Origin of the sequence: Streptomyces sp. NBC_01478 (assembly GCF_036227225.1) — a bacterium.
GTDB lineage: Bacteria > Actinomycetota > Actinomycetes > Streptomycetales > Streptomycetaceae > Streptomyces.
Genome location: NZ_CP109444.1, coordinates 4,962,197 through 4,983,972, shown reverse-complemented (window position 1 = coordinate 4,983,972; position 21,776 = coordinate 4,962,197). Strand labels below are relative to the sequence as shown.

Sequence of the window (21,776 nt, the reverse complement as noted above, 5' to 3'; positions counted from 1 at the left end):
CCCTCTGTCCCAGAGGTACGGCTGGCATGATCAGCCAACCTCCGGTCCTTGTTACCGGCGGTACTCCCTGCGCGCGCGGTCTCGCCGCGCCACGCCCGAGAGGAACCTCCCCATGGGCCACATGGATCACTTCAGCGCGGGCTGGGTCACCCCGGTCCTGTCCTACGCGATGGCCTGCGTCGGCGCCGCGCTCGGACTGCGCTGCACCGTAAGGGCACTTGAGGCGGACGGCGCCTCCAAACGGAACTGGCTGACCCTCGCCTCCGTCGCCATCGGCTCCGGCATCTGGACCATGCACTTCGTGGCCATGCTCGGCTTCAGCGTCGAAGGCACCCCCATCCGCTACGACGTCCCGCTCACCGTCCTCAGCCTGCTGATGTCGATCGGCGTGGTCGCCGCCGGCGTCTTCACCGCCGGCTACGGCCGCTCCCGCGTGACGTCGGTCGCGTTCGGCGGACTCGGCACCGGCGTGGGCGTCGCGGCCATGCACTACACCGGCATGGCCGCGCTCGACCTGCACGGCCGGATCGACTACGACCCCGGGCTGGTCATCGCCTCCGTCGTGATCGCCGTCGTCGCCGCGACCGCCGCGCTCACCCTCACCCTGGTCGTCCGCGGCCCGGTCCTCGCCACGGTCGCCGCCCTCGTCATGGGACTCGCGGTCAGCACCATGCACTACACCGGCATGTACGCCGTGAGCGTCACCCTCACCCCCAGCGGCGCGGCCCTCTCCGGCGCCACCGCCACGGAGTTCATCTTCCCGCTCGCCGTCGTCCTCGGCTCCTTCCTCTTCCTGGCCTCGGCCTACGTCGCCCTCTCCCCGACCGGCAAACACCACGAGTCGGCCATCGCCGCGGAGTTGCTCCGCGAGGTCGAACTGGCCACGGTCTGAACGGACTTCGACCACTTCCCGGGGCTGTGGGCGGTGAGTTGCTGTGCGAGGTCGGATCCGTCGAGGTCTGTTCCGAGCTCGGTTCTCCGTGCGCGCCGGCGCCGGCGCCCGCGTCCCTGGGCGTGGGAGCCGAGCCGCTGCGCGAGGCCGAACTCGTCACGGTCCGGCCCCGGGTCCGGCCACGGCTTCTTCGGCCGGTGTCGGCGCCACCATCCCGGGGTTGTCGGCGCCGGTCGCTCAACGGCACCGAACTCGCCGTGGTCCAGGCCGGTTTCGGGTCCGGGTTCTTCGGCCGGCGTCCGCCCCGCCTTCCCGGGGCATCGGCGCCGAGTCGCTCCCGCGAGCTCGAACCCACCCGGGTCCGGGCCGGGCTTCGACAGTCCCCTCGGCGCCGGTACCAACTCCCGGGGCCACCCACCCCGAGTCGCTGCGCGAGGCCGAACTCGCCACGGTCCGAGCCGGGTTCCGGCTCTTCGGCGGGCGAACCCGCCTGGTCCGGGCCGGGCTTCGTACCCCCATCGGCGCCCGCCCCACCTTCCAGGGGCACCGGCCCCGAATCGCTGCGCGAGGTAGAACTCGCCACGGTCTGAGCCACTTCGGCTCTCCCCGCACGGCGCGGCCCCGATTCCCCCGGTCGCCGCGGCCGTCGTACGAACCACCCCGCACTTCCCTGAACGAGGTTCCCCATGCGTGTCCTTCGCACGCCGGCGCGACTGCGCCCCCGATCGGTCCGGGCGAAGATCGTCGCCCTGTTGATGCTGCCCATCGTGTCCCTGATGGCCCTGTGGGGCTTCGCCGCGGTGACGACCGCGTCGAGCATCGCCGACACCGAGACCGCCAAGGACGTCAACTCCGAACTCCTCACCCCCGTCGCCGAGTTCGTCACCGCGGTGCAGGGCGAGCGGACCGCCGCCCTGCGGTACGCGGACGCCCCGGGCGCCTTCACCGCCGCCGCGAAGGTCACCGACACGGCCGCCTCCGCGCTGCGCGACGGCGTCGACGACTCCAGTTCGGACGCGGCGCTCATCGACTCCTCGCTGCCGGGCCGTATCGACAAGCTGGAGGCCGACGCCACCGGCCTCGCGGCGCTGCGCGCGACGGCCGCCGCCAAGGACGCCAAGTCGACGGACACGTACGGCAGTTACTCGGCGATCGTCGAGCACGGCTTCGCCGTCACCGGCGCGCTCACCCGCGACGAGACCGCCGCCGACGCCTCCGACGCCCGCGTGGTGCTCGAACTGTCCCGGGCCCGCGAGGCAGTTGCCCAGGAACAGGCGCTGCTCGGCGCCGCCCGCACCGGCGGTGAGCTGACCAAGGAGCAGTACGCGCTGTTCGTCGGCGCCGTGGCCACCCAGCGCGAACTGCTCGAACCCGCGGTCGCCGACCTCAAGACCGAGCACCGGAAGGCGTACCGCACGCTCCTCGACGGCACCGGCTACAGCCAACTCCAGGCGATCGAGAACCGGGTACGCAGCGCGGGCCCGGGTGCCTCCGCCGCGTCCGCGAGCTTCCTGCGCGGCTGGGACTCCACCGCGGGCGGAGTGCTCACCGGGCTCGACGCGGCCGAGACCAGGGCCGGTACGGGCGCGACGGCCGCGGCCGACCCGTTCGGCTGGGACACGCTCGGCGCCTCCGGGATCGCCGTCGTGCTCGGCCTCGTCGGCGTGCTGCTGTCGCTGCTCGTCTCCGTGCTAGTCGGCCGCGGCCTCATCGTCGAACTCCTCGACCTGCGCAACTCCGCCCTCGAAGTGGCCGGCCGCAGCCTCCCGCGGGCCATGCGCAGACTGCACGCCGGCCAGGGCGTCGACATCGACGCCGAGGCCCCCATGCGCCGCCTCGCCGGTGACGAACTCGCCCAGGTCGGCACCGCGTTGACCGCCGTCCAGCGCGCCGCCCTCAGGGCCGCCTCCGAACGCGCCGAACTCCTCAGCGGGATCTCCGGCGTCTACGTCAGCCTCGCCCGCCGCAGCCAGGTCCTCCTCCACCGCCAACTCGACCTGCTCGACGCGATGGTGCGCAGGCAGCGCGACCCGGCCGAACTCCACGAGCTGTACCGCGTCGACTACCTGGCCACCCGTATGCGCCGGCACTCCGAGAGCCTGCTGATCCTGTCCGGCATCGCGCCCGGCCGCGGCTGGCGGGACCCGATCCCGCTGTCCGACATCCTGCGCGCGGCCGTCGCCGAGATCGAGAACTCGGCCCGGGTGCAGCTCTGGGCCGTACCGAAGGTGTCGCTGACCGGCGGTTCCGTGGCCGACGTGATCCATCTGCTCGCCGAACTCGTCGAGAACGCCACGGCGTTCTCACCGCCCAGCACCCAGGTGCAGGTGCGCGCGGCCCGGCTGCGCGAGGGCGTCCTCATCGAGATCGAGGACAGCGGCTTCGGCATGAAGGACGATGCGATGGCCGACGCCAACCGCAAGATCCAGTCCGAGAAGGTCGACCTCCTCGACGCCAAGCAGATCGGCCTCTTCGTGGTCAACCGACTGCGCGAACGCCAGGGCCTGCGCGTGGAGATACGGCACTCGCAGAGCGGCGGGGTCACCGCCGCCGTCCTCATCCCCGAGGGCCTGATGCGCGACGACATGCCGGTCGGTGATCAGCAACAGGCGCCCGGCGGACGGGGGTTGGCGCCCGCGTCGGCCCTGGTCCCGCAGCAGCGGCTGCGCGGGGCCGGCGCCTGAGGCCACGCTCGGTTCCGTGTCCGACACCCCCACACAGTCGTCCCCCGCCCCGTCATCCCCCAGCCCGTCCCACCGCAGGAAGCGGTCCCTCTCGCGTCGCGGCGCGATCGGGGCCGTCGCCGCCGGGGCCGCCCTGACCCCGGTGGTCTTCGCGGCCACCGACTCCGGCTCCACCCCCGACACGAGCGGCGACGCGGCTCCCTCGGGCACGAAGCCGGAGACCTTCCCGGCCACCCGCACCGCCACCGCCACCGGCACCGCGCCGGCCACCACGGCCTTCGCCGCGTCCTACGTCGGCCTGCGCTGGACCGGCGACCCCGACGGCGCCGGCATCCGCCTCGCGGACGGCGCCTGGCAGCGGACCGGCACCGGCTGCGCGACCGTCGACGGCGGCGGTACGGCCCTGGTCGCGGCCGACGAGGCCACCGCCTACGAGGTGAAGGCACCGGCAGGCGCGAGCGACGTCCGCACGGTCGCGATCGACTGCACCCGAGGCCCCGACCGCACCTTCCACGTGCCGTCCGAGGCGACCCGCGTCCGTGGCGTCCGCTACCTCTCGCGCCCGGCCTGGGGCGCCGACGAGTCGAAGCGGTACAAGGACGGCAAGGTCAACTCCCCCGAGGCGTACTACCCGTTGCAGTCGATCACGGTCCACCACACGGACACCCCGAACGCCGACCCGGACCCGGCCGCGACCGTCCGAGGGATCTACGAGTACCACGCGGTCACCCTCGACTGGGGCGACATCGGCTACCACTTCCTCGTCGACGAGGCGGGCGTCGTCTACGAGGGCCGCTACTCCGGCGACGACCTCGTCCCGGCCTTCGACCCCGACGGCGACCTGGTCACCGCCTTCCACACGGCGGGCTTCAACTCCGGCAACCTCGGCATCGCCCTGATCGGCACCCTGGTGTCCCAGCCCCCGACGGACGCGGCGAAGGCGTCGTTGATCCGGCTGATCAAGGTCATCACCCGCTTCAAGGGCCTCGACCCCCAGGCCGAGATCACCTACACCAACCCGGTCAACGGCGTGAAGAAGGACAACGAGACGATCAGCGGCCACCGGGACTGGCTCCAGACGGACTGACCGGGCCAGACGATGTACGACCTGCTGGCCGAGGTCAGGTCGGCAGCGGCCCGCTGACCCGCGAGCGAGACTGCTGCTGTGCGCCGGGCCGTTGGCTGCGGCCCGGGCTCGCCGACTTCAGGAGGCACAGCGTGCGGGTGGGGATCACGGGACATCGCGGGCTCGGCCAGGCGGTCGAGGAACGGGTCCGGGAGCTGCTCTCCGAGGCGGTACGCGGCTACGACGCCTCGGAACTCGTCGCCGTCTCGTGCATCGCCGACGGCCCCGACTCATGGTTCGCGGAAACGGCCCTCGCGCACGGCGGGCGCCTCGAAGTCGTCGTACCCGCCACCGAGTACCGGGCGAGCCTCCCCGACTGGCATCACGCCACGTACGACAAGCTCGTCCGGCAGGCGGCCGACGTGCACGGGACCGGCATGGCGGAGTCGACCTCCGAGGCCTACCAGGCGGGCAACGAAATCCTTGTCGGCCTGGTGGACGAGCTACTGGCCGTGTGGGACGGCAGACCGGCACGGGGGTTCGGCGGAACAGCGGACGCCGTCGACCACGCCGAGCGGACCGGCGTCCCCGTGCGGGTGCTCTGGCCGGCGGGCGCCACCCGCTGACAGGCGGATGACGACCAGGGTCGGAAACCGGCGGTGACACTCCCGCAGGACGGAGGCCACGGCGTGAGTGAATAGAGGGCATGCTCTTCGACTTCACGCTCGACCACGACGGCGAACGGCTCGGCGGCGTGTACGGCGGTGATCCGTCCGGGGCCACCGCCGTGGTGCTGCACGGCGCGGGCACCGGCAGCACGGAGCGACTGCTCCCGCTGGTAGGGGAGTTCGTGGCCCACGGCTGCCGAGGGATCGCCTTCGACTTCTCCGGGCACGGCCAAAGCAGCGGAAAGCTCGGTGAGTTGAGCCTGCGGAGGCGGTTCGAGCAGGCCGTCGCGGTGATCGACGCATACGCGGGGACGGACGGGCCGCTGGTCCTGGTCGGGTTCAGCATGAGCGGCCAGACGGTGGCCGATCTCGTCCGGCACTACGGGGACCGGGTGGCGGCACTGGGGCTGTGCGCGCCCGCCGTGTACGCCGCCGAGGCGTGGGACGTGCCCTTCGGGGACGGGAACGGCCGGTTCAGCGGCATCATCCGGCAGCCGGAAAGCTGGCGGGAGGCCCCCGCGCTTCAGGTGCTGCGGGCCCACGAGGGCCGGGCGGTGCTCGCCGTGCCGGGCACCGACGCGGTGATCCCGCCCGCGGTGACCGAGGCCGTACAGGACGCGCTGGCAGCGCGCGCCCAGTACGCGCGGTTCGAACTTCCGGACGCGCGGCACCAGTTGGGCATGTGGTTCCGCGATCACGGCGATGACCGGCGGGAGTTCGTCGAGTCGGTGCTGACCGGCCTCGACGACCGTGGCTGGACGGCCACGCGTGCGTGGGTGGCCAAGCAGCTCGGCGACGACCGGTCGGTCACCGACGCGCGTCTTCTGTACGGTGGTTGGAGCTCCCAGATGCGCCGGCTCACCCTCGACGACGGCACGGACCTGGTCCAACGGACCTTCGTCAAGCCGTTCTTCCGCCACCACGGGCCCGGGCTGCTGGCCCGCGAGGCGTCCGTCCTGGCGCTGCTCGCCGGACGGGCGGGCATCCCGGCGCCTGATCTCGTCGCCGTGGACGCCACGGCCGAACACTGCGACCACCCGACCCTGTTGATGTCCGCGCTGCCCGGCCGCGTCCGCGTGGACGAGGACGACCTCGACCGGCGCCTGGACCTGCTCGCGGCCCAACTCGTCCGCGTCCACGGCGTCGTACCGGACGAGAGACCGCGCACGTACCAGGCGTGGACATCGCCGGAGCGCGTCCGCACCCCGCGCGGCCCCCTGTGGGAGCGGGCCGTCGACGTGATCCGCCGCGACCCGCCGCCGTACGAAGGCTGCTTCCTGCACCGCGACTTCCACCCCGGGAACGTGCTCTTCACGGGAGCCGGGCGCGGGCTGCGGATCAGCGGTGTCGTGGACTGGGTCGAGACCTCGTGGGGACCTGCCGACCTGGACGTGGCGCACTGCTCGACCGCGCTCGCCCTGCTGCACGGCCCGGAGCACGGGCTGGACTTCCGCGAGCGGTACGAGGCACACGGCGGCCGCCAACTCGCCGACGCCCCCGACCACTTGTACTGGCGGCTGATCGACGCCCTGCACTACTGCCCCGACGCGGTGAAACTGGCCGGGCCGTGGCGTGAGCTGGGGCGGGACGATCTCACGTCCGAGGTGTTGGCGGAGCGGCTGGAGGCGTACGTGGACGGACTGCTGCGGCGATACGGCTGACCGGCCCCGGACCACTCGCCCGACACCGACGCGAGGAGACGTACGCATTGGCCGCCGTGGTGCTCGTTCATGGCCTGTATCACCGTCCCGAACACTTCGCCCTGGTGGCGGAACGCTTGCGGAGCGCGGGAATTGAGGTCGTCGTCGACTCGCTGTCGGAGCCCGCGATCGTGCTCGGTCACTCCTACGGCGGGTCGGTGATCACCGGGCTGTGCGGGGCGGGACACCTGGTCCATCCGGCGGCCTTCGTGCCGGACGCCGGCGAGAGCGCGGCCGGTCTGGGCGGCGCGTCCCGGCAGCTCCAGGACGCGATCGACCCCGGGCCCGACGGCTCGACCAGCCTGCACCCCGACCGGGCCGCCGACACCCTCTACCACGACTGTCCCGAACCTCTCGCCGTCTGGGCGGTCGGCCTGCTGCGTGCGCAGGCCCCCGGTTGCGGGCGAGGCGTCCCGGAGTGCCACCACTGGAAACACACTCCCTCCACCTACGTCGTCTGCGCGCCGCACCGACGTGCGCGAATGGCGGACGGGCCACTCCCCGTTCGTAGGACAGCCCGATCTCGTCGTCGGACTTCTGCGGGAACTGCTCGCGGCACCCCACTGACCTGCGCGGATCGTCAGCTTCCCGCCGCGCATTACTCTGGGAGGCTGACCGTCCCCCCTGTCAGGAGAGAAATGGCCGTCAACCTGGTCAATGTCGAGAACGTCAGCAAGGTGTACGGCACCCGTGCCCTGCTCGACGGTGTCTCGCTCGGTGTCTCCGAAGGGGACCGGATCGGGGTCGTGGGCCGCAACGGAGACGGCAAGACCACCCTGATCCGGATGCTCGCCAAGCTGGAGGAGTCCGACACCGGCCGCGTCACCCACTCCGGCGGACTCCGCCTCGGCGTCCTCACCCAGCACGACTCCCTCGACCCGGAGGCGACCGTCCGCCACGAGGTCATCCGGGACATGGAAGACCACGAGTGGGCGGGCAACGCCAAGATCCGCGACGTACTGACGGGACTCTTCGGCGGGCTCGACATGCCGGGCTTCCCGCAGGGCCTGGACACCGTGATCGGCCCGCTCTCCGGCGGCGAGCGGCGCCGTATCGCGCTCGCCAAGCTGCTCATCGAGGACCAGGACCTGGTCGTCCTCGACGAGCCGACGAACCACCTCGACGTCGAGGGCATCGCCTGGCTCGCCCAGCACCTGCGCGAGCGCCGCTCCGCGCTCGTCTGCGTGACCCACGACCGCTGGTTCCTGGACCAGGTCTGCACCCGGATGTGGGACGTGCAGAAGGGCGACGTCTACGAGTACGAGGGCGGCTACACCGACTACGTCTTCGCCCGCGCCGAGCGCGAGCGCATCGCCGCCACCGAGGAGACCAAGCGGCAGAACCTGGTCCGCAAGGAGCTGGCCTGGCTGCGCCGGGGCGCCCCCGCCCGTACGTCGAAGCCGCGCTTCCGCGTCGAGGCCGCCAACGAACTGATCGCGGACGTGCCGCCGCCGCGCGACAGCAGCGAGCTGATGAAGTTCGCCTCCTCGCGCCTGGGCCGGACCGTCTTCGACCTGGAGGACGTGACCGTCCAGGCAGGCCCCAAGGTGCTGCTGAAGCACATCACCTGGCACCTCGGCCCCGGCGACCGTATCGGCCTGGTCGGCGTCAACGGCGCCGGCAAGACCTCCCTGCTGCGCGCCATGACCGAGGCCGCCCGCAGCGACGGCGAGACACAGCCCGCGGCCGGCAAGGTCGTCGTGGGAAAGACGGTGAAGCTCGCCTACCTCTCGCAGGAGGTGGCCGAACTCAAGCCCACGCTGCGGGTGTTGGAGGCCGTGCAGCAGGTGCGCGAGCGGGTCGATCTCGGCAAGGGGCGGGAGATGACCGCCGGGCAGTTGTGCGAGACGTTCGGGTTCAACAAGGAGAAGCAGTGGACGCCGGTCGGTGACCTGTCCGGCGGTGAGCGGCGCAGGCTCCAACTCCTCCGGCTCCTCATGGACGAGCCGAACGTCCTCTTCCTCGACGAGCCCACCAACGACCTCGACATCGAGACGCTGACGCAGTTGGAGGACGTCCTCGACGGCTGGCCAGGGTCGATGATCGTGATCTCCCACGACCGGTTCTTCGTCGAGCGCACCACCGACAAGGTGTACGCCCTCCTCGGCGACGCGACGCTGCGGATGCTGCCGCGCGGTATCGACGAGTACCTGGAGCGGCGCCACCGTATGGAGGAAGTGGCCGCGGCCGCCGTCCCCGTCGTGGAGAAGGCCGCGCCCGCCGTGAGCGCCGCCGACCAGCGGGCCGCGAAGAAGGAACTCCAGAAGATCGAGCGGCAGTTGGACAAGGTCTCCGAGAAGGAGGCCAAGCTGCACGCCCAGATCGCCGACAACGCCACGGACTTCGCGAAAGTCGCCGAACTGGACGCCCAGTTGCGGGACTTGAGCGGCGAGCGCGACGAGCTGGAGCTGCGATGGCTGGAACTCGCCGAGGACGCGTGAAGGGTGCGTGAAGGCGCATAACGGCGGTATCACGGGCCGGTCCTCCCTTGGGAACAGGGGAGAACCGGCCCGTTGTGCGTGGACAGCCGGGTGATAGAAAGGGCCGACCGAGAACCGATCGAGAACCGACTGAAGACGTCTCCGGGGCCGTCGCGAAGCCCGGGGCGTGGCTAAAAATCAGTGAACGAGGGGGAGCCGCTGATGACTCAGCCGCCCGACCAGCCGCCGTCCGGCGGTTACGGAGCGCCGCCGAACCAACCGCCTCAGCCACCGGCGGGCGGCTTCGGGGCTCCCGTTCCACCGCAGCCGGGATACGGCTACCCGCAGCAGCCGGGTCCGTACGGCCAACAGCCCGGCCCCTACGGCTATCCGCAGCAGCCCGGTCCCTACGGGCAGCAGCCCCCCTACGGCGGCTACGGCTACCCGCCGCCCCCGCCACCGCAGTTCACCCCGCAGCCGCCCTCCGGCAAAGGCCCCTTCAAGGGCAGGCCCGCCCTCGTGATCGCGGCCGCCGTCGCGGGTCTCCTGGTCGTCGGCGGCACGGTGTGGGCGGTCACGAGCGGCGGCGACGACAAGAAGCCGGTGGCGGAGCAGAGCGACAGCCCGAAGCCCACCGGCAGCGACGACCCCGCCAACCCGGGTGACGGCAGCGGCGACGGCGGCAAGGACCCCGAGAACCTCAACGAGGGCCGTAAGTCCGGCGAGGCGAAGGTGCTCTGGTACAAGGAGGCGCCGGACGCGCCCGGTTCCGGCGCCGACGCCCCCGGCATGTGGATCACCGGCAAGTCGGCGGTGAAGGCGGCGTACAAGGAAGTCGTCGCCTACAACGTGGGCAACGGCAGCCCGACCTGGCCCACGATCACCTTCCCGCAGAAGATCTGCGCGGTCACCCCGCAGAAGTCGGCCGACGACAAGATCGTGGTGGCGTACGAGAGCGGGGTCAGCGACAACGCCAAGTGCAATCACCTCCAGCAGCTCGACCTGAACACCGGGGCGAAGGGCTGGACGGCGACCGTCCCGGACGGCGACCTCTTCGACAGCGCGCTCAGCATCGGGCTGACCGTCACCGGAAAGACGCTGATGGTCGGGCGCTCGGAGTCCGGGATCGCCTACGACATCGGCACCGGCAAGAAGCTCTACGAGAAGAAGAAGTACGGCGCGGCCTGCTTCCCGGGCGCGTTCGCGGGCGGCACCCGGCTGATCTCCGTCGCGTCCTGCGGGGCGGGCTCCTCGACCGAGCACGACGAGGTGCAGGAGCTGGACCCGGCGACCGGCGCGGCCAAGTGGACCAAGGCGATCCCCAAGGGCTGGACGGTGGACCACGTCTACTCCGTGGACCCGGTCGTCCTCTACATGACCGACTCGGACCACAAGCACTGGAACATCTCGACGCTGAAGAGCGACGGTTCGGTCCGCTCGCAGGTCGACTCCAAGGCCGCCTTCGCACCCTCCTGCGGTCTGTCGATCCTCGACGACCTCCAGGGCTGCCAGGGCGTCGCGGCCGACGCGAGCACCCTGTACCTGCCGACGGAGGCGACGACCGGCGCCAACCAGATCGTCGCGATCGACCTCGCCACCGGCAAGGAGAAGTGGCGCGTCAAGTCGCCCGCGGCCGTGTCGATGGTGCCGGTCAAGGCCGAGGGCGGACAGCTCACCGCCTACGTCGAGGCCTCCTACGCCGCGGGCGGCCAGATCGTGTCCGTCCCGACGACCGGCTCCGCGCACACCACGACGAAGCTGCTCCAGATGCCGGCGGGCACGGCACAGATCGAGTCGAGCTTCTACTCCCGGGACATCGACTACGTCGACGGCCGCTTCTACATCTCCTCGACCCGGCTGAACGGCAATGACGACACGAAGGAGAAGTTGATGCTCGCCTACGGCAAGTGACCCCTTCCTGCGCTTCCGTCGACCCGTCCCCGAGGTACTCGTCATGACCCAGCCGCCCCCGCCCCCGCCGAACCAGCCCCCGCAACAGGGCGGCGGCTTCGGCCCGCCCCAGAACCAGCCCCAGAACCAGCCCCAGAACCAGCCCCAGAACCAGCCCCAGAACCAGCCCCAGGACCAGCCTCCGCAGCAGCCGCCCCCGCCGGTCTACGGCTACCCGCAGGCACCGCCCCCGCCCCAGCAGCCGGGCTACGGCTACCCCGGCCAGCAGCCCAACCCGTACGCCCAGCAGCCCAACCCCTATGGCCAGCAGCCGGGTTACGGCTACCCGGGGCAGGGCCATCCGCAGGGCCACCCCGGTCAGCCGACCATGCCGCTGCACCCGCAGCCGGGCCAACCGGGCGGCGGCGGGCGGAAGTTCGGGGCGTCCGCGGTGATCATCACGGCGGCGGTCGTGGCGATCGCGCTGATCGTCGGCGGCGGCATCTGGTACTCGTCATCCCAGTCGGGCAAGGACGACGACAAGAAGAACAGCGCCGACCCCACCCCTTCGGACAACAAGGGCGGTACGGGCGGCACGACGTCCGGCGGCAAGGAGAAGGTCCCCGCCGACACCGCCTCCAAGGTCCTCTTCCAGGTCCCGATGCCCAAGGTCAGCGACACCATGGTGACGTCCGGTTCCTGGCTCACCGACAAGGTGTACGCCAAGAGCGGCAGCGCCGAGGTCAACGGCTACGACCGAGACACGGGCGCGAAGCTGTGGACGATCAAGCTCCCGGGCCCGGTCTGCCAGGCCACCAAGCACACCACCACAGACGACAAGACGGCCATCCTCTACGAGCCCGCCATGCCGACCAAGGACAAGCCCTCGCACGGCTGCAGCCAGATCGCGGCGCTCGACCTCAACACGGGCACCAAGCTGTGGACGAAGACCGCCAACTCCGGTGACCAGCCGATCAGTTTCGAGAACGTCACCGTCGGCGCGAACACGGTCGCCGTGGGCAGCACCGACGGCGGAGCCGCCTTCGACATCGCCACCGGCAAGGTCCTGTGGAGCCCGAAGGTCGCCGACTGCTACGACGCCGGTTATGGCGGCGGCGCCAAGCTGGTCGCGGTGCGCAAGTGCGGTACGTACGACGCGCGCGTGCTGCACATCCAGACCATCGACCCGGTCTCCGGGAAAGTGATCTCGGACTACAAGATGGCCCAGGGCATCGAGTACGCGAGCATCGTGTCGACCGACCCGCTGGTCGTCGCGGCCGACGTCGGCGACAGCGCGGGCGACGGCAGCGGCATCTCCGATTTCTTCTCCATCGACAACAAGACCGGTGCGCTGCGCTCCCACATCTTGGCGCCGGGCAAGCAGTACGCGGCCCGCTGCGACGGCATCACCCGCGTCGAGGCCTGCACCGAACTGGCCGTAGGCAACGACCGGTTGTACGTGCCGACCGAGGAACACGACGGCTCCGGCGACTCCTACAGCCGGACCAACGAGATCGTCGCCTTCGACCTCGCAACCGGCAAGCAGACCGGCCAGCGCGCCGACGCCGGCGACGGCTACACGATCACCCCGCTGCGGATGGACGGCGCCAACGTCATCGCCTACAAGTCCCCGCCGTACGACAAGGGCGGCCAGATCGTCAGCATCGACGGCGACTCCTTCAAGGAGACCGAGCTGCTGGAGAACCCGAGCACGGAGACGGTACGGGGGGCGGAGACCAGCTTCCTGCCGGACTACGCGGAGATCCTCTACGCGGAGGGGCACCTGTACATGTCGGCGGTCTACGCGAGCAAGCCGTCGTCGTCCTCGACGGAGGACAAGGACCTGGCGATCGCCTTCGGTACAAGCGGCTGACCCTCCCGCACCGCCCCCAATACCCCCCAATACCAGGAATACGAAAAAATCCGCTGATCCGGGGCACTTCTCTCCAGTAGGGGCAGCGCAACGTCGAACAAGCGTGTAGCTTCCGGGGGCATGAAGAGCGGGGGTGCTGGGGGCCCTCTGTTCTTGGGGACCGGTGGGCATCCATAGTGGGCATCCATTGGGGGGACTGGGGGGTTGCTCGATGGGAGTGCGGCTGATGGTGGTCGACGACCACCGGTTGCTCGCCGAGGCACTGGCCTCGGCGCTGAAGCTGCGGGGACACCGGGTGCTCGCGGCGGCGGCGCCGGCGGCGGGCGCGGCGGAGTTGGTGATCACCCGCGCACCCGAGGTGTGCCTGCTGGGCACGGCGACACCGGCCGAGCCGGGCATCTTCGACCCGGTGGTGAAGATCAAACGAGAGCGTCCCCAGGTCGCGGTCCTGGTCCTGGGCCCCGTCCCCAGCCCCCGAGGCATCGCGGCGGCCTTCGCGGCCGGCGCCTCGGGCTACGTACGCCACGACGAGCGCATCGAGGGCGTGGAGCGCGCCATCATGAAGGCGAGGGCGGGCGAGGCAGCCGTAGCCCCACAACTGCTCCAAGGAGCCTTCAGCGAACTCCTCAACCCGGCGGCCCAACCCGACGACGAGGGCCAGCGGTTGCTGCAGATGCTCACGCCGAGGGAGGTGGAGGTCCTGGTCCGGGTGGCAGACGGCGAGGACACCCGCCTGATCGCGGCCGGAATGGGCATCGCCCCGTCGACGGCCCGCACGCATGTGCAGCGCGTGCTGATGAAGCTGGGGGTGGGGTCGCGGCTGGAGGCGGCGGCGCTGGCGGCGCGGACGGGGTTGTTGGACAGGGCGGGGCCGGTGAACGGTTCGGCGGGGCTGGACGCGTAATGGCTCAGCGGTGGGCACGGGAGGAATCCCGCGTCGCGTGGGAGGCCATGAGCAGGCCCGAACACGCGGCTGTCGTCCGGGCTGTCCGCAAGGGCGAATCGCCAAGCGACCCTGCCACCGCACTACTGGCGCTGCACTGGGCCTGGGCCGTCATCGGTCCGCCCGGCGCCCGCAGGCGCTACCCCTGGAAGAACGCCTTCCTCGATGTCAGGCCGACGGCTTTCCTCACCGACATCTACGACGGCACCCCGCGGAACGACGTCCGCACGTACGTCCGCCGCGACGCCCGGCGGGTCGAGGCGGCGTATCTGCCGTTCCTGGAGTCCCTCGGCGCGGAAACGGGTCAGCGGTGACGATCGCGACGGTCGGCGGTCAGTGTTCCGGACCGTATGCCGTGGAGGAGGGCGGCGAGGGCCGTGGGGGTGGTGGTGAGGGCGGTGGTGGGGGTGTCGCTTTCGCGGAGGTGGAAGGCGGTGGGGGTGGTGGCGAGTTCGACGCAGTTGTTGCCGTCGCCGCTGCCGGAGAAGGACGACTTCTGCCAGTTGTTGGGGATGGTCACGGTGCGCCTCACAGTTCCTTCGCCAGCCTCTGAATGACGTCACGCGACTGCCTGGGGTCGAGTGACACAGCCTTCACTTTACGGAACAGCGTTCGAAACGCGCCGAGTTGGGCTTCGGAGTCGATGAAGGCGGCGCCGTGAGGTGCGTCGCGTACTGCGGTGTCCAGCTTTGGCACGGTGCCACCCGCGTACATCATGGCGTTGGTGGCACCGGCGAAGTCGTCCAGAGCGAAGGGGATGACGCGTACAACGATGTGTTCCGCTTCGGACAGTTCGAGGATGCGGGTGAGCTGAGCTCGCGAGCAGGTGCGGCCCCCGACCTTGATGCGGAGTGCCGCTTCGTGGATCACCGCTTCGTACGGGATGGGAGCGCTGCCTTCGACGATCACCTTGCGGTCCATGCGGTGGCGTACGCGCAGTTCGAGGTCCTCATCAGGGAGTTCGGGGACTCGGTACGAGAAGACGGCGCGGGCGTAGTCCTCTGTCTGGAAAAGCCCGGGGATGTGCAGAAACTCCACGTCGAGTCGGTAGGTGGCGTGGTGCTCCAACTCGGCGAGATCGAGGAATGACGTGGGCAGCAAACCTCGGTACTCCTCCCACCATCCGAGTGTCCGATCGGTCGCCATGGCTACCAGCGCTTCGATCAACTCGGTGTCCCTGCAGGCGTATTGGGCGGCAAGTCGCCGTAGGCGCTCCTCGCTCACGCCCGCCGTGCCGAACTCGATCTGACTCATCTGGGCCGAGTCCGTCCCGAGCAGCGCGGCGGCTTCGCGCCCCTTGAGCCCTGCGGCCTCGCGGAGTTTCCGCAGTTCCGCGCCTAGGCGTTCCTGGCGTGCGGTGGGTTCTTTCCTGCGCGCCACGACTTCCTCCTCGTGCCTGACTGCCCCGCGAGGGCAACTCGTTCGAGGGGCAGATTACGGGAACAGCTTGCGTGGTCCCAAATTGTGACCCTACTGTCGGTGATGCGACGCACACCGTGCGGAACCCCGGGATCCCGGAAGCGCACCACCCCGTCCTGCCATGACGGCGTGACAGGCCACCGCCCGTGAACCGCATCAACTCCCCACACCACCAACGGAGTTCACGCATGCCCGAAACCGAGCCCGAACCCTGGGAGTACTCCCTCTCCGTCCCGCACGACCGCCGTGCCGTCACCGTCTGCCGCCGCACCCTCCGCCTGGTCCTCACCGTGCACGGCCTGATCCGGGTCGCGGACACCGCCGAACTCGTCGCGACGGAGCTGGTGGCCAACGCCGTACTGCATACGAAGGGGCCGGTGATGCTCCGCGTGAGCTGGTCGGCGGGGGTGCTGCGGGTCGGCGCGTGGGACGCGGACCCCGAACCTCCCGAACCGCCGGGCCAGTTGGCGGATCTGTTGGACGCCGAGGCAGGGAGAGGCCTCGCGTTGGTGCGGGCCTGCGCCGACTCCTGGGGCTGGCAGCCGTTGTCGAGGAACGGGCGGCGCGGCAAATACGTGTGGTGCGAACTGGGCGTGGCCTAGGGCCCGCGACCAGGGCAGGCCCATTGACCAACACCGCAAGCCCGATTGCCCCAACGGGCGCGGGGCTGTGACGTGTGCGGCTCCGCCGCGTGGGCGCGACCGGTGCAGGTCAACTGACCAATGCCGCCAGCGCAGTTACCCCAGAGGCGCGGGGAACTGCGCGACCAGCCACAGCTCACCCGCACCCGGCAGCCGACCTAAGCCCCCTCTTCCTCCTCCGCGACCTCCGCCACTTCCACCGGAGGTGTCGGCCGCAGCTTCAGCCAGCCCAGGAAGAAGATCCCCAGCAAGAGCATCGCGATCCCGGTCCACAGGTTGATGTTGACGCCCTCGGACTTGTCCAGTGACGAGTCCGACGGGTTGATCCCCGCGATCGTGACGATGACGCCGTAGACGACGAACAACCCCCCGATGATCAGCCGCAGATCGAACAGGCGGGACGCGGTCGTCGACTTGCCCTCCAGCTCGCTGACCTCGCGCTGGAGGTCGTGCTCCGAGTGTCCGGAGTGACCTGAGTGATCTGAGTGTTCAGACATGGTTTCTCAATCCTCCCGCGGCTAGAACGAGAACGGGATGTAGCAGAGGGCGGCCAGGATCACCGCGCCCCAACCGAGCAGGGCCGGCCGGCGGTACCACGCGTCGTCGCCCGCGGCGGGCGCCTCGGTCATGCCGGGGGACGTCGTGCCGTAGACCAGGCCCTGGAGCTGTTCGGCCGACTTGGGCTGGGTGAAGAGGGAGACGGCGAACATGACCACCGCGCCGGCGACGAACCCGGCGATCGCGGAGACGAAGTTCGCGCCCTGGTCGGAGGGGATGGAGATGATCCCCTGCTTGTAGATCCAGAAGTAGTTCACCATCGCCGTCACCGTGCCCGCGAGCAGGCCCCAGAAGCCGGACTTCGGGGTGGCCCGCTTCCAGAACATGCCGACGATGAAGACGACGAACATCGGCACGTTGAAGAAGGAGAACAGGGTCTGGAGGTAGCTCATGATGTTCGAGAAGGACGAGGCCAGGAAGGCCGTGCCCACTGACGCCGCCACGCCGACCACCGTGATCAGGCGGCCGAAGCGGACGTAGTACGCGTCCTCGCGGTCGGTGACGACGTACTTCGCCCAGATGTCGTTCGTGAACACCGTGTTGAAGGACGACACATTGGCCGCCATGCCCGCCATGAACGCCGCCAGGAGCCCCGTCACCGCGATGCCGAGGACGCCGTTGGGCAGCAACTGTTCCATCAGGTACGGGATCGCGTCGTTGTACTGGAGGTCCGAGCCGCTGGTGCCGATCTTCGGGACGAGCGCCGCGGCGACCAGCCCCGGGATCATCACCAGGAACACGATGAAGACCTTCGGGTACGCGGCGATGAGCGGGGTGCGCTGAGCCGCGGACAGGTTCTTCGCGGAGAGCGCGCGCTGGACTTCCGCGAAGTTGGTCGTCCAGTAGCCGAAGGACAGCACGAAGCCGAGACCCAGCACGATGGTCAGCCAGTTCGCCCCGAGCGGGTTCACGCTGCCGATGCCGGTGCCGCCCCACGCGGTGGTGAAGTTGTGGCCGTGGGCCGCGTCCAGCTTGTGGGTCAGCCCGTCCCAGCCGCCGACCTTCTTCAGGCCGAGGTAGGAGATCGGGATGAGGGCCGCGAGGATCACGAAGAACTGGAGCACTTCGTTGTAGATCGCCGAGGACAGCCCGCCGAGGGTGATGTACGCGAGCACGAACGCACCGGCGACGACGATCGCCACCCACTGCGGCCAGCCCAGCAGCGCCTCGACGACGATCGCGAGGGCGTACAGGTTCACACCGGCGATCAGGATCGCGGCGAAGGCGAACAGGATCGAACTCAGGAGATGTGCCCACTTGTCGAAGCGGAGGAGGAGGAACTCCGGGACCGAGCGCACCTTCGAGCCGTAGTAGAAGGGCATCATCACCAGGCCGAGGAAGACCATGGCCGGGATGGCGCCGATCCAGTACCAGTGGACGGTGTAGGCGCCGTACTGCGCGCTGTTGGCGGCCATGCCGAGGATCTCGGTGGCGGCCAGGTTGGCCGAGATGAAGGCGAGACCGGTGATCCATGCGGGCAGGGAACGCCCGGAGAGGAAGAAGTCGAGGCTCGTCTTCACCGATCTGCGGGCGGCCAGGCCGATGCCGAGGACGACCACGAAGTAGATCGCCAGGATCGTGTAGTCGAGCCCGTTGGTGGGGAGCCGGAGCTCGGCGGCGAGAGAGGTGGGGGGCTGCAGAGTCTGCATCAAGCGCTCACCTTGTTTGATGTTCTTTGTTTGGTGTTCTTTGTTTGATTTTGATGGTGACGACTGGGGGGATTGGTGGTTTGATGTGTTTAGTTCTGTGTGAAGCCATGGATGGCGGCGTGGATGTACGTACGGATGGAGAGCCCGGCGTGAAGAAGACCTCGACCCGGTTGGCCGACGGTCGTGAGCTCATCTACTACGACCTGCGGGACGACACCGTGCGCGACGCGGTGGACCGACGCCCGCTGGAGCGCACGGTCACCACTTCGGAGGTACGGCGGGACGTGCTGCTCGGCGACTCGGTGGCGATCGCCTCGCACCGCCAGGGCCGCATCTACCACCCGCCGGTCGACCAGTGCCCGCTCTGCCCGACGACGGGCGACCGGCTCAGCGAGATCCCGGACTCCTCGTACGACGTCGTCGTGTTCGAGAACCGTTTCCCCTCGCTGGCCGGCGACTCCGGACGCTGCGAGGTGGTCTGCTTCACCTCCGACCACGACGCGTCCTTCGCCTCGCTGACCGAGGAGCAGGTGGCCCTCGTCCTCGACGCGTGGACGGACCGGACCTCGGAGCTGTCGCATCTGCCCTCGGTCGAGCAGGTGTTCTGCTTCGAGAACCGTGGCGAGGAGATCGGCGTGACGCTCGGTCATCCCCACGGCCAGATCTACGCCTATCCGTTCACCACTCCGCGCACCGCGCTGATGCTGCGTTCACTCGCAACTCACAAGGAGGCGACGGGCGGGGAGAACCTCTTCGACTCGGTCCTGGAGCGCGAACTCGCCGGTGAGCGGGTCGTCCTTGAGGGTGAACACTGGGCGGCCTTCGTGCCGTACGCCGCGCACTGGCCCTACGAGGTCCACCTGTACCCGAAGCGCCGGGTGCCCGATCTGCTCGGGCTGGACGAGGCGGCCCGCACAGAGTTCCCCAAGGTCTATCTGGAACTCTTGAGGCGCTTCGACCGGATCTTCGGTGAGGGCGAGCCTCCGACGCCGTACATCTCCGCCTGGCACCAGGCGCCGTTCGGCACGCTGGAGGAGTTCGAGGGTGTGAGCAGGGACGACTTCGCGCTCCACCTCGAGCTTTTCACCATTCGCCGTACGTCCGGCAAGCTGAAGTTCCTCGCGGGTTCCGAGTCCGGCATGAGCGTGTTCATCAACGACGTGCCGCCGGAGCGCGCGGCCGAGCGACTGCGAGAGGTAGCGAGTTGATGAGCGGTAAGTACCTGGTCACGGGCGGGGCGGGTTACGTCGGCAGCGTGGTCGCCCAGCATCTGCTGGAGGCGGGCCACGAGGTCACCGTCCTGGACAACCTCTCGACGGGTTTCCGCGAGGGAGTGCCGGCGGGGGCCACGTTCATCGAGGGCGACATCCGCGACGCCGCCAAGTGGCTGGACCCGTCCTACGAAGCCGTGCTCCACTTCGCCGCGTTCTCCCAGGTCGGCGAGTCCGTCGTCAAGCCCGAGAAGTACTGGGAGAACAACGTCGGCGGCTCGATGGCCCTCCTCGCCGCGATGCGCGAGGCCGGCGTCCGCAAGCTCGTCTTCTCCTCCACGGCGGCCACGTACGGCGAGCCGGAGGAGGTCCCGATCGTCGAGACCGCCCGCACCTCCCCGACCAACCCCTACGGCGCCTCGAAGCTGTCGGTCGACTTCATGATCACGAGCGAGGCGCAGGCCCACGGGCTGGGCGCGGTCTCGCTCCGCTACTTCAACGTCGCGGGCGCGTACGGCAGTTGCGGCGAGCGGCACCAGCCCGAGTCGCACCTCATCCCGCTCGTCCTCCAGGTCGCCCAGGGCAAGCGCGACGCGATCTCCGTCTACGGCGACGACTACCCGACGCCGGACGGCACGTGTGTCCGTGACTACATCCACGTCGCGGACCTGGCCGACGCGCACCTGCTCGCGCTGAAGGCGGCGACCCCCGGCGAGCACCTGATCTGCAACCTGGGCAACGGCGAGGGCTTCTCCGTCCGCCAGGTCATCGAGACGGTCCGCCAGGTCACCGGGCACCCGATCCCCGAGGTCGTGGCCCCGCGCCGCGGCGGCGACCCGGCGGCCCTGGTCGCCTCGGCGGCCCGCGCCAAGGAGCGCCTCGGCTGGAACCCGTCCCGCGCGGATCTCGCGGGCATCGTCGCGGACGCGTGGGCGTTCGCGCAGAACGTATCGAACTGACCGAAGGGCTAGGGATCACACGTGGGTGTACGTGAGGGCTTCGAGGAGCTGTACGGGACGGCTCCCGAGGGCGTCTGGGCCGCGCCGGGCCGGGTCAACCTGATCGGCGAGTACACCGACTTCAACGAGGGCTTCGTGATGCCGCTCGCCCTGCCGCACACGGCGGTGGCGGCGGTGTCCCGCCGCAGCGACGGCGTCCTGCGCCTCCACTCGGCGGACATCGAGGGCCCGGTCGTGGAACTGCACATCGACGAACTGGCCCCGCGCACGAACACCAGTTGGGCCGCGTATCCGGCGGGCGTGGTCTGGGTGTTGCGCGAGGCGGGCCACCAAGTGACCGGCGCGGACATCCACTTGTCGTCCACGGTCCCGACGGGCGCGGGCCTGTCGTCGTCGGCGGCGCTGGAGGTCGTCACGGCCCTGGCCCTGAACGACCTGTTCCAACTGGGCCTGTCCGGCCCGGAGTTGGCCCGCTTCTCGCAGCGCGCGGAGAACGACTTCGTCGGCGTCCCCTGCGGCATCATGGACCAGACGGCCTCGGCCTGCTGCGAGGCGGGCCACGCGCTCCACCTCGACTGCCGAGACCTGTCGATCCGTCAGATCCCCTTCGACCTGGCGTCGGAGGGCCTGTCCTTGTTGGTCGTGGACTCCAGGGTCAAGCACGCCCTCGGCGACGGCGCGTACGCCGAACGCCGCGAGGGCTGCGAGGAGGGCGCCCGCCAACTCGGCGTCCCCTTCCTGCGGGACGTGGCGTACGAGGACCTGGAGCCGTCCCTGGCCCGCCTGTCCGACGAGCGGGTGCGGCGCTACGTCCGCCATGTCGTCTCCGACGACCACCGGGTCGACCAGGTCATCACCCTGCTCGACGCGGGAGACGTACGGGCGATCGGCCCGATCCTCACCGAGGGCCACATCTCGCTCCGCGACGATCTGCGCATCTCCTGCCCGGAGTTGGACCTCGTGGTCGACACGGCGGTCGGCGCGGGCGCGCTCGGCGCCCGGATGACGGGCGGCGGCTTCGGCGGCTCGGCGGTCGTCCTCGTGGAGGCCGCGGACGCGGAAACGGTCACGAAGGCGGTCGAGGAGGCCTTCGCGGCGGCGGGTTACACCGCGCCGCGCGTGTTCCCGGCGGTGCCGTCGGCGGGGGCGCGACGGGTGGAGTAAGGGCTACGGCGAGGATGCCCCGGTCCGACCGGGGCATCC

18 protein-coding genes and 1 pseudogene are annotated in these 21,776 nt (G+C 70.1%); 15 read left to right on the top strand and 4 right to left on the bottom strand.

What is annotated here, in order from left to right:
- Positions 1–112: 112 nt before the first annotated feature.
- The 11 genes and pseudogenes from OG223_RS22305 (at position 113) to OG223_RS22255 (ending at position 14,450) form a co-directional block, all read left to right on the top strand.
- On the top strand, positions 113–892 hold the full coding sequence (locus OG223_RS22305) for an MHYT domain-containing protein (RefSeq protein ID WP_329251356.1): 780 nt from the start codon (positions 113–115) through the stop codon (positions 890–892).
- Positions 893–1,578: 686 nt separating this feature from the next.
- On the top strand, positions 1,579–3,576 hold the full coding sequence (locus OG223_RS22300; protein ID WP_329251354.1) for a sensor histidine kinase: 1,998 nt from the start codon (positions 1,579–1,581) through the stop codon (positions 3,574–3,576).
- A 142-nt stretch (positions 3,577–3,718) separates the two neighbouring features.
- Complete coding sequence (locus OG223_RS22295) at positions 3,719–4,663, top strand: peptidoglycan recognition protein family protein (RefSeq protein WP_329265419.1); 945 nt, start codon at positions 3,719–3,721, stop codon at positions 4,661–4,663.
- Between the two features lie 131 nt (positions 4,664–4,794).
- On the top strand, positions 4,795–5,268 hold the full coding sequence (locus OG223_RS22290; RefSeq protein ID WP_329251351.1) for a hypothetical protein: 474 nt from the start codon (positions 4,795–4,797) through the stop codon (positions 5,266–5,268).
- A gap of 80 nt (positions 5,269–5,348) precedes the next feature.
- A complete protein-coding gene (locus OG223_RS22285; protein WP_329251348.1) occupies positions 5,349–6,971 on the top strand; it encodes an alpha/beta fold hydrolase in 1,623 nt (540 codons plus the stop codon).
- 47 nt (positions 6,972–7,018) lie between these two features.
- Positions 7,019–7,577 (top strand): annotated as a pseudogene (locus OG223_RS22280) (alpha/beta fold hydrolase).
- A 71-nt stretch (positions 7,578–7,648) separates the two neighbouring features.
- Complete coding sequence (locus OG223_RS22275) at positions 7,649–9,451, top strand: ABC-F family ATP-binding cassette domain-containing protein (protein ID WP_329251346.1); 1,803 nt, start codon at positions 7,649–7,651, stop codon at positions 9,449–9,451.
- A 201-nt stretch (positions 9,452–9,652) separates the two neighbouring features.
- Positions 9,653–11,341, top strand: coding sequence for an outer membrane protein assembly factor BamB family protein (locus tag OG223_RS22270; protein ID WP_329251344.1), 1,689 nt, complete (start codon positions 9,653–9,655; stop codon positions 11,339–11,341).
- A gap of 43 nt (positions 11,342–11,384) precedes the next feature.
- The gene (locus OG223_RS22265; RefSeq protein ID WP_329251342.1) at positions 11,385–13,193 is read left to right on the top strand and encodes an outer membrane protein assembly factor BamB family protein; all 1,809 of its coding nucleotides are present in this window, start codon (positions 11,385–11,387) and stop codon (positions 13,191–13,193) included.
- A 211-nt stretch (positions 13,194–13,404) separates the two neighbouring features.
- Positions 13,405–14,097 carry a helix-turn-helix transcriptional regulator gene (locus OG223_RS22260; RefSeq protein WP_329251339.1) on the top strand — a complete coding sequence of 231 codons (693 nt, stop codon included), beginning with the start codon at positions 13,405–13,407 and terminating at the stop codon, positions 14,095–14,097.
- 47 nt (positions 14,098–14,144) lie between these two features.
- The gene (locus tag OG223_RS22255; RefSeq protein WP_329251336.1) at positions 14,145–14,450 is read left to right on the top strand and encodes a hypothetical protein; all 306 of its coding nucleotides are present in this window, start codon (positions 14,145–14,147) and stop codon (positions 14,448–14,450) included.
- Here the strand turns inward: OG223_RS22255 and OG223_RS22250 are convergent.
- Entirely contained in the window at positions 14,441–14,656 is a 216-nt protein-coding gene (locus OG223_RS22250) for a DUF397 domain-containing protein (protein ID WP_329251333.1), read from the bottom strand. The two genes, OG223_RS22255 and OG223_RS22250, sit on opposite strands and share 10 nt — an antisense overlap.
- A gap of 8 nt (positions 14,657–14,664) precedes the next feature.
- Positions 14,665–15,516, bottom strand: a complete 852-nt coding sequence (locus OG223_RS22245; RefSeq protein ID WP_329251329.1) for a helix-turn-helix domain-containing protein — start codon at positions 15,514–15,516, stop codon at positions 14,665–14,667.
- 227 nt (positions 15,517–15,743) lie between these two features.
- Between OG223_RS22245 and OG223_RS22240 the strand changes: the two genes are divergently transcribed.
- Positions 15,744–16,157 (top strand): ATP-binding protein, encoded by a 414-nt coding sequence (locus OG223_RS22240; protein WP_329251326.1) that lies wholly within the window; start codon positions 15,744–15,746, stop codon positions 16,155–16,157.
- Positions 16,158–16,354: 197 nt separating this feature from the next.
- On the opposite strand, the gene OG223_RS22235 is transcribed toward OG223_RS22240, so the two are convergent.
- On the bottom strand, positions 16,355–16,693 hold the full coding sequence (locus OG223_RS22235) for a hypothetical protein (protein WP_329251323.1): 339 nt from the start codon (positions 16,691–16,693) through the stop codon (positions 16,355–16,357).
- Positions 16,694–16,714: 21 nt separating this feature from the next.
- Entirely contained in the window at positions 16,715–18,403 is a 1,689-nt protein-coding gene (locus tag OG223_RS22230) for a sodium:solute symporter family protein (protein WP_329251320.1), read from the bottom strand.
- A 149-nt stretch (positions 18,404–18,552) separates the two neighbouring features.
- On the opposite strand from OG223_RS22230, the gene galT reads away from it, so the two are divergent.
- Genes galT through galK form a run of 3 tightly spaced genes read left to right on the top strand, consistent with a single transcriptional unit; the run spans position 18,553 to position 21,737 of the window.
- Entirely contained in the window at positions 18,553–19,611 is a 1,059-nt protein-coding gene (gene galT / locus OG223_RS22225) for a galactose-1-phosphate uridylyltransferase (protein WP_329251315.1), read from the top strand.
- Complete coding sequence (galE, locus tag OG223_RS22220; RefSeq protein ID WP_329251312.1) at positions 19,611–20,573, top strand: UDP-glucose 4-epimerase GalE; 963 nt, start codon at positions 19,611–19,613, stop codon at positions 20,571–20,573. The genes galT and galE overlap by 1 nt, the downstream gene beginning before the upstream one ends.
- A gap of 21 nt (positions 20,574–20,594) precedes the next feature.
- The gene (galK, locus tag OG223_RS22215) at positions 20,595–21,737 is read left to right on the top strand and encodes a galactokinase (protein ID WP_329251310.1); all 1,143 of its coding nucleotides are present in this window, start codon (positions 20,595–20,597) and stop codon (positions 21,735–21,737) included.
- The last annotated feature ends 39 nt before the right edge of the window (positions 21,738–21,776 follow it).

Coding starts and splice junctions, on each gene's coding strand:
- OG223_RS22240 (WP_329251326.1), top strand. CDS start 15,744: ATGCCCGAAACCGAGCCCGAACCCTGGGAGTACTCCCTCTCCGTCCCG.
- OG223_RS22230 (WP_329251320.1), bottom strand. CDS start 18,403: ATGCAGACTCTGCAGCCCCCCACCTCTCTCGCCGCCGAGCTCCGGCTC.
- OG223_RS22285 (WP_329251348.1), top strand. CDS start 5,349: ATGCTCTTCGACTTCACGCTCGACCACGACGGCGAACGGCTCGGCGGC.
- OG223_RS22275 (WP_329251346.1), top strand. CDS start 7,649: ATGGCCGTCAACCTGGTCAATGTCGAGAACGTCAGCAAGGTGTACGGC.
- OG223_RS22235 (WP_329251323.1), bottom strand. CDS start 16,693: ATGTCTGAACACTCAGATCACTCAGGTCACTCCGGACACTCGGAGCAC.
- OG223_RS22305 (WP_329251356.1), top strand. CDS start 113: ATGGGCCACATGGATCACTTCAGCGCGGGCTGGGTCACCCCGGTCCTG.
- OG223_RS22265 (WP_329251342.1), top strand. CDS start 11,385: ATGACCCAGCCGCCCCCGCCCCCGCCGAACCAGCCCCCGCAACAGGGC.
- OG223_RS22260 (WP_329251339.1), top strand. CDS start 13,405: ATGGGAGTGCGGCTGATGGTGGTCGACGACCACCGGTTGCTCGCCGAG.
- OG223_RS22255 (WP_329251336.1), top strand. CDS start 14,145: ATGAGCAGGCCCGAACACGCGGCTGTCGTCCGGGCTGTCCGCAAGGGC.
- galE (WP_329251312.1), top strand. CDS start 19,611: ATGAGCGGTAAGTACCTGGTCACGGGCGGGGCGGGTTACGTCGGCAGC.
- OG223_RS22300 (WP_329251354.1), top strand. CDS start 1,579: ATGCGTGTCCTTCGCACGCCGGCGCGACTGCGCCCCCGATCGGTCCGG.
- OG223_RS22270 (WP_329251344.1), top strand. CDS start 9,653: ATGACTCAGCCGCCCGACCAGCCGCCGTCCGGCGGTTACGGAGCGCCG.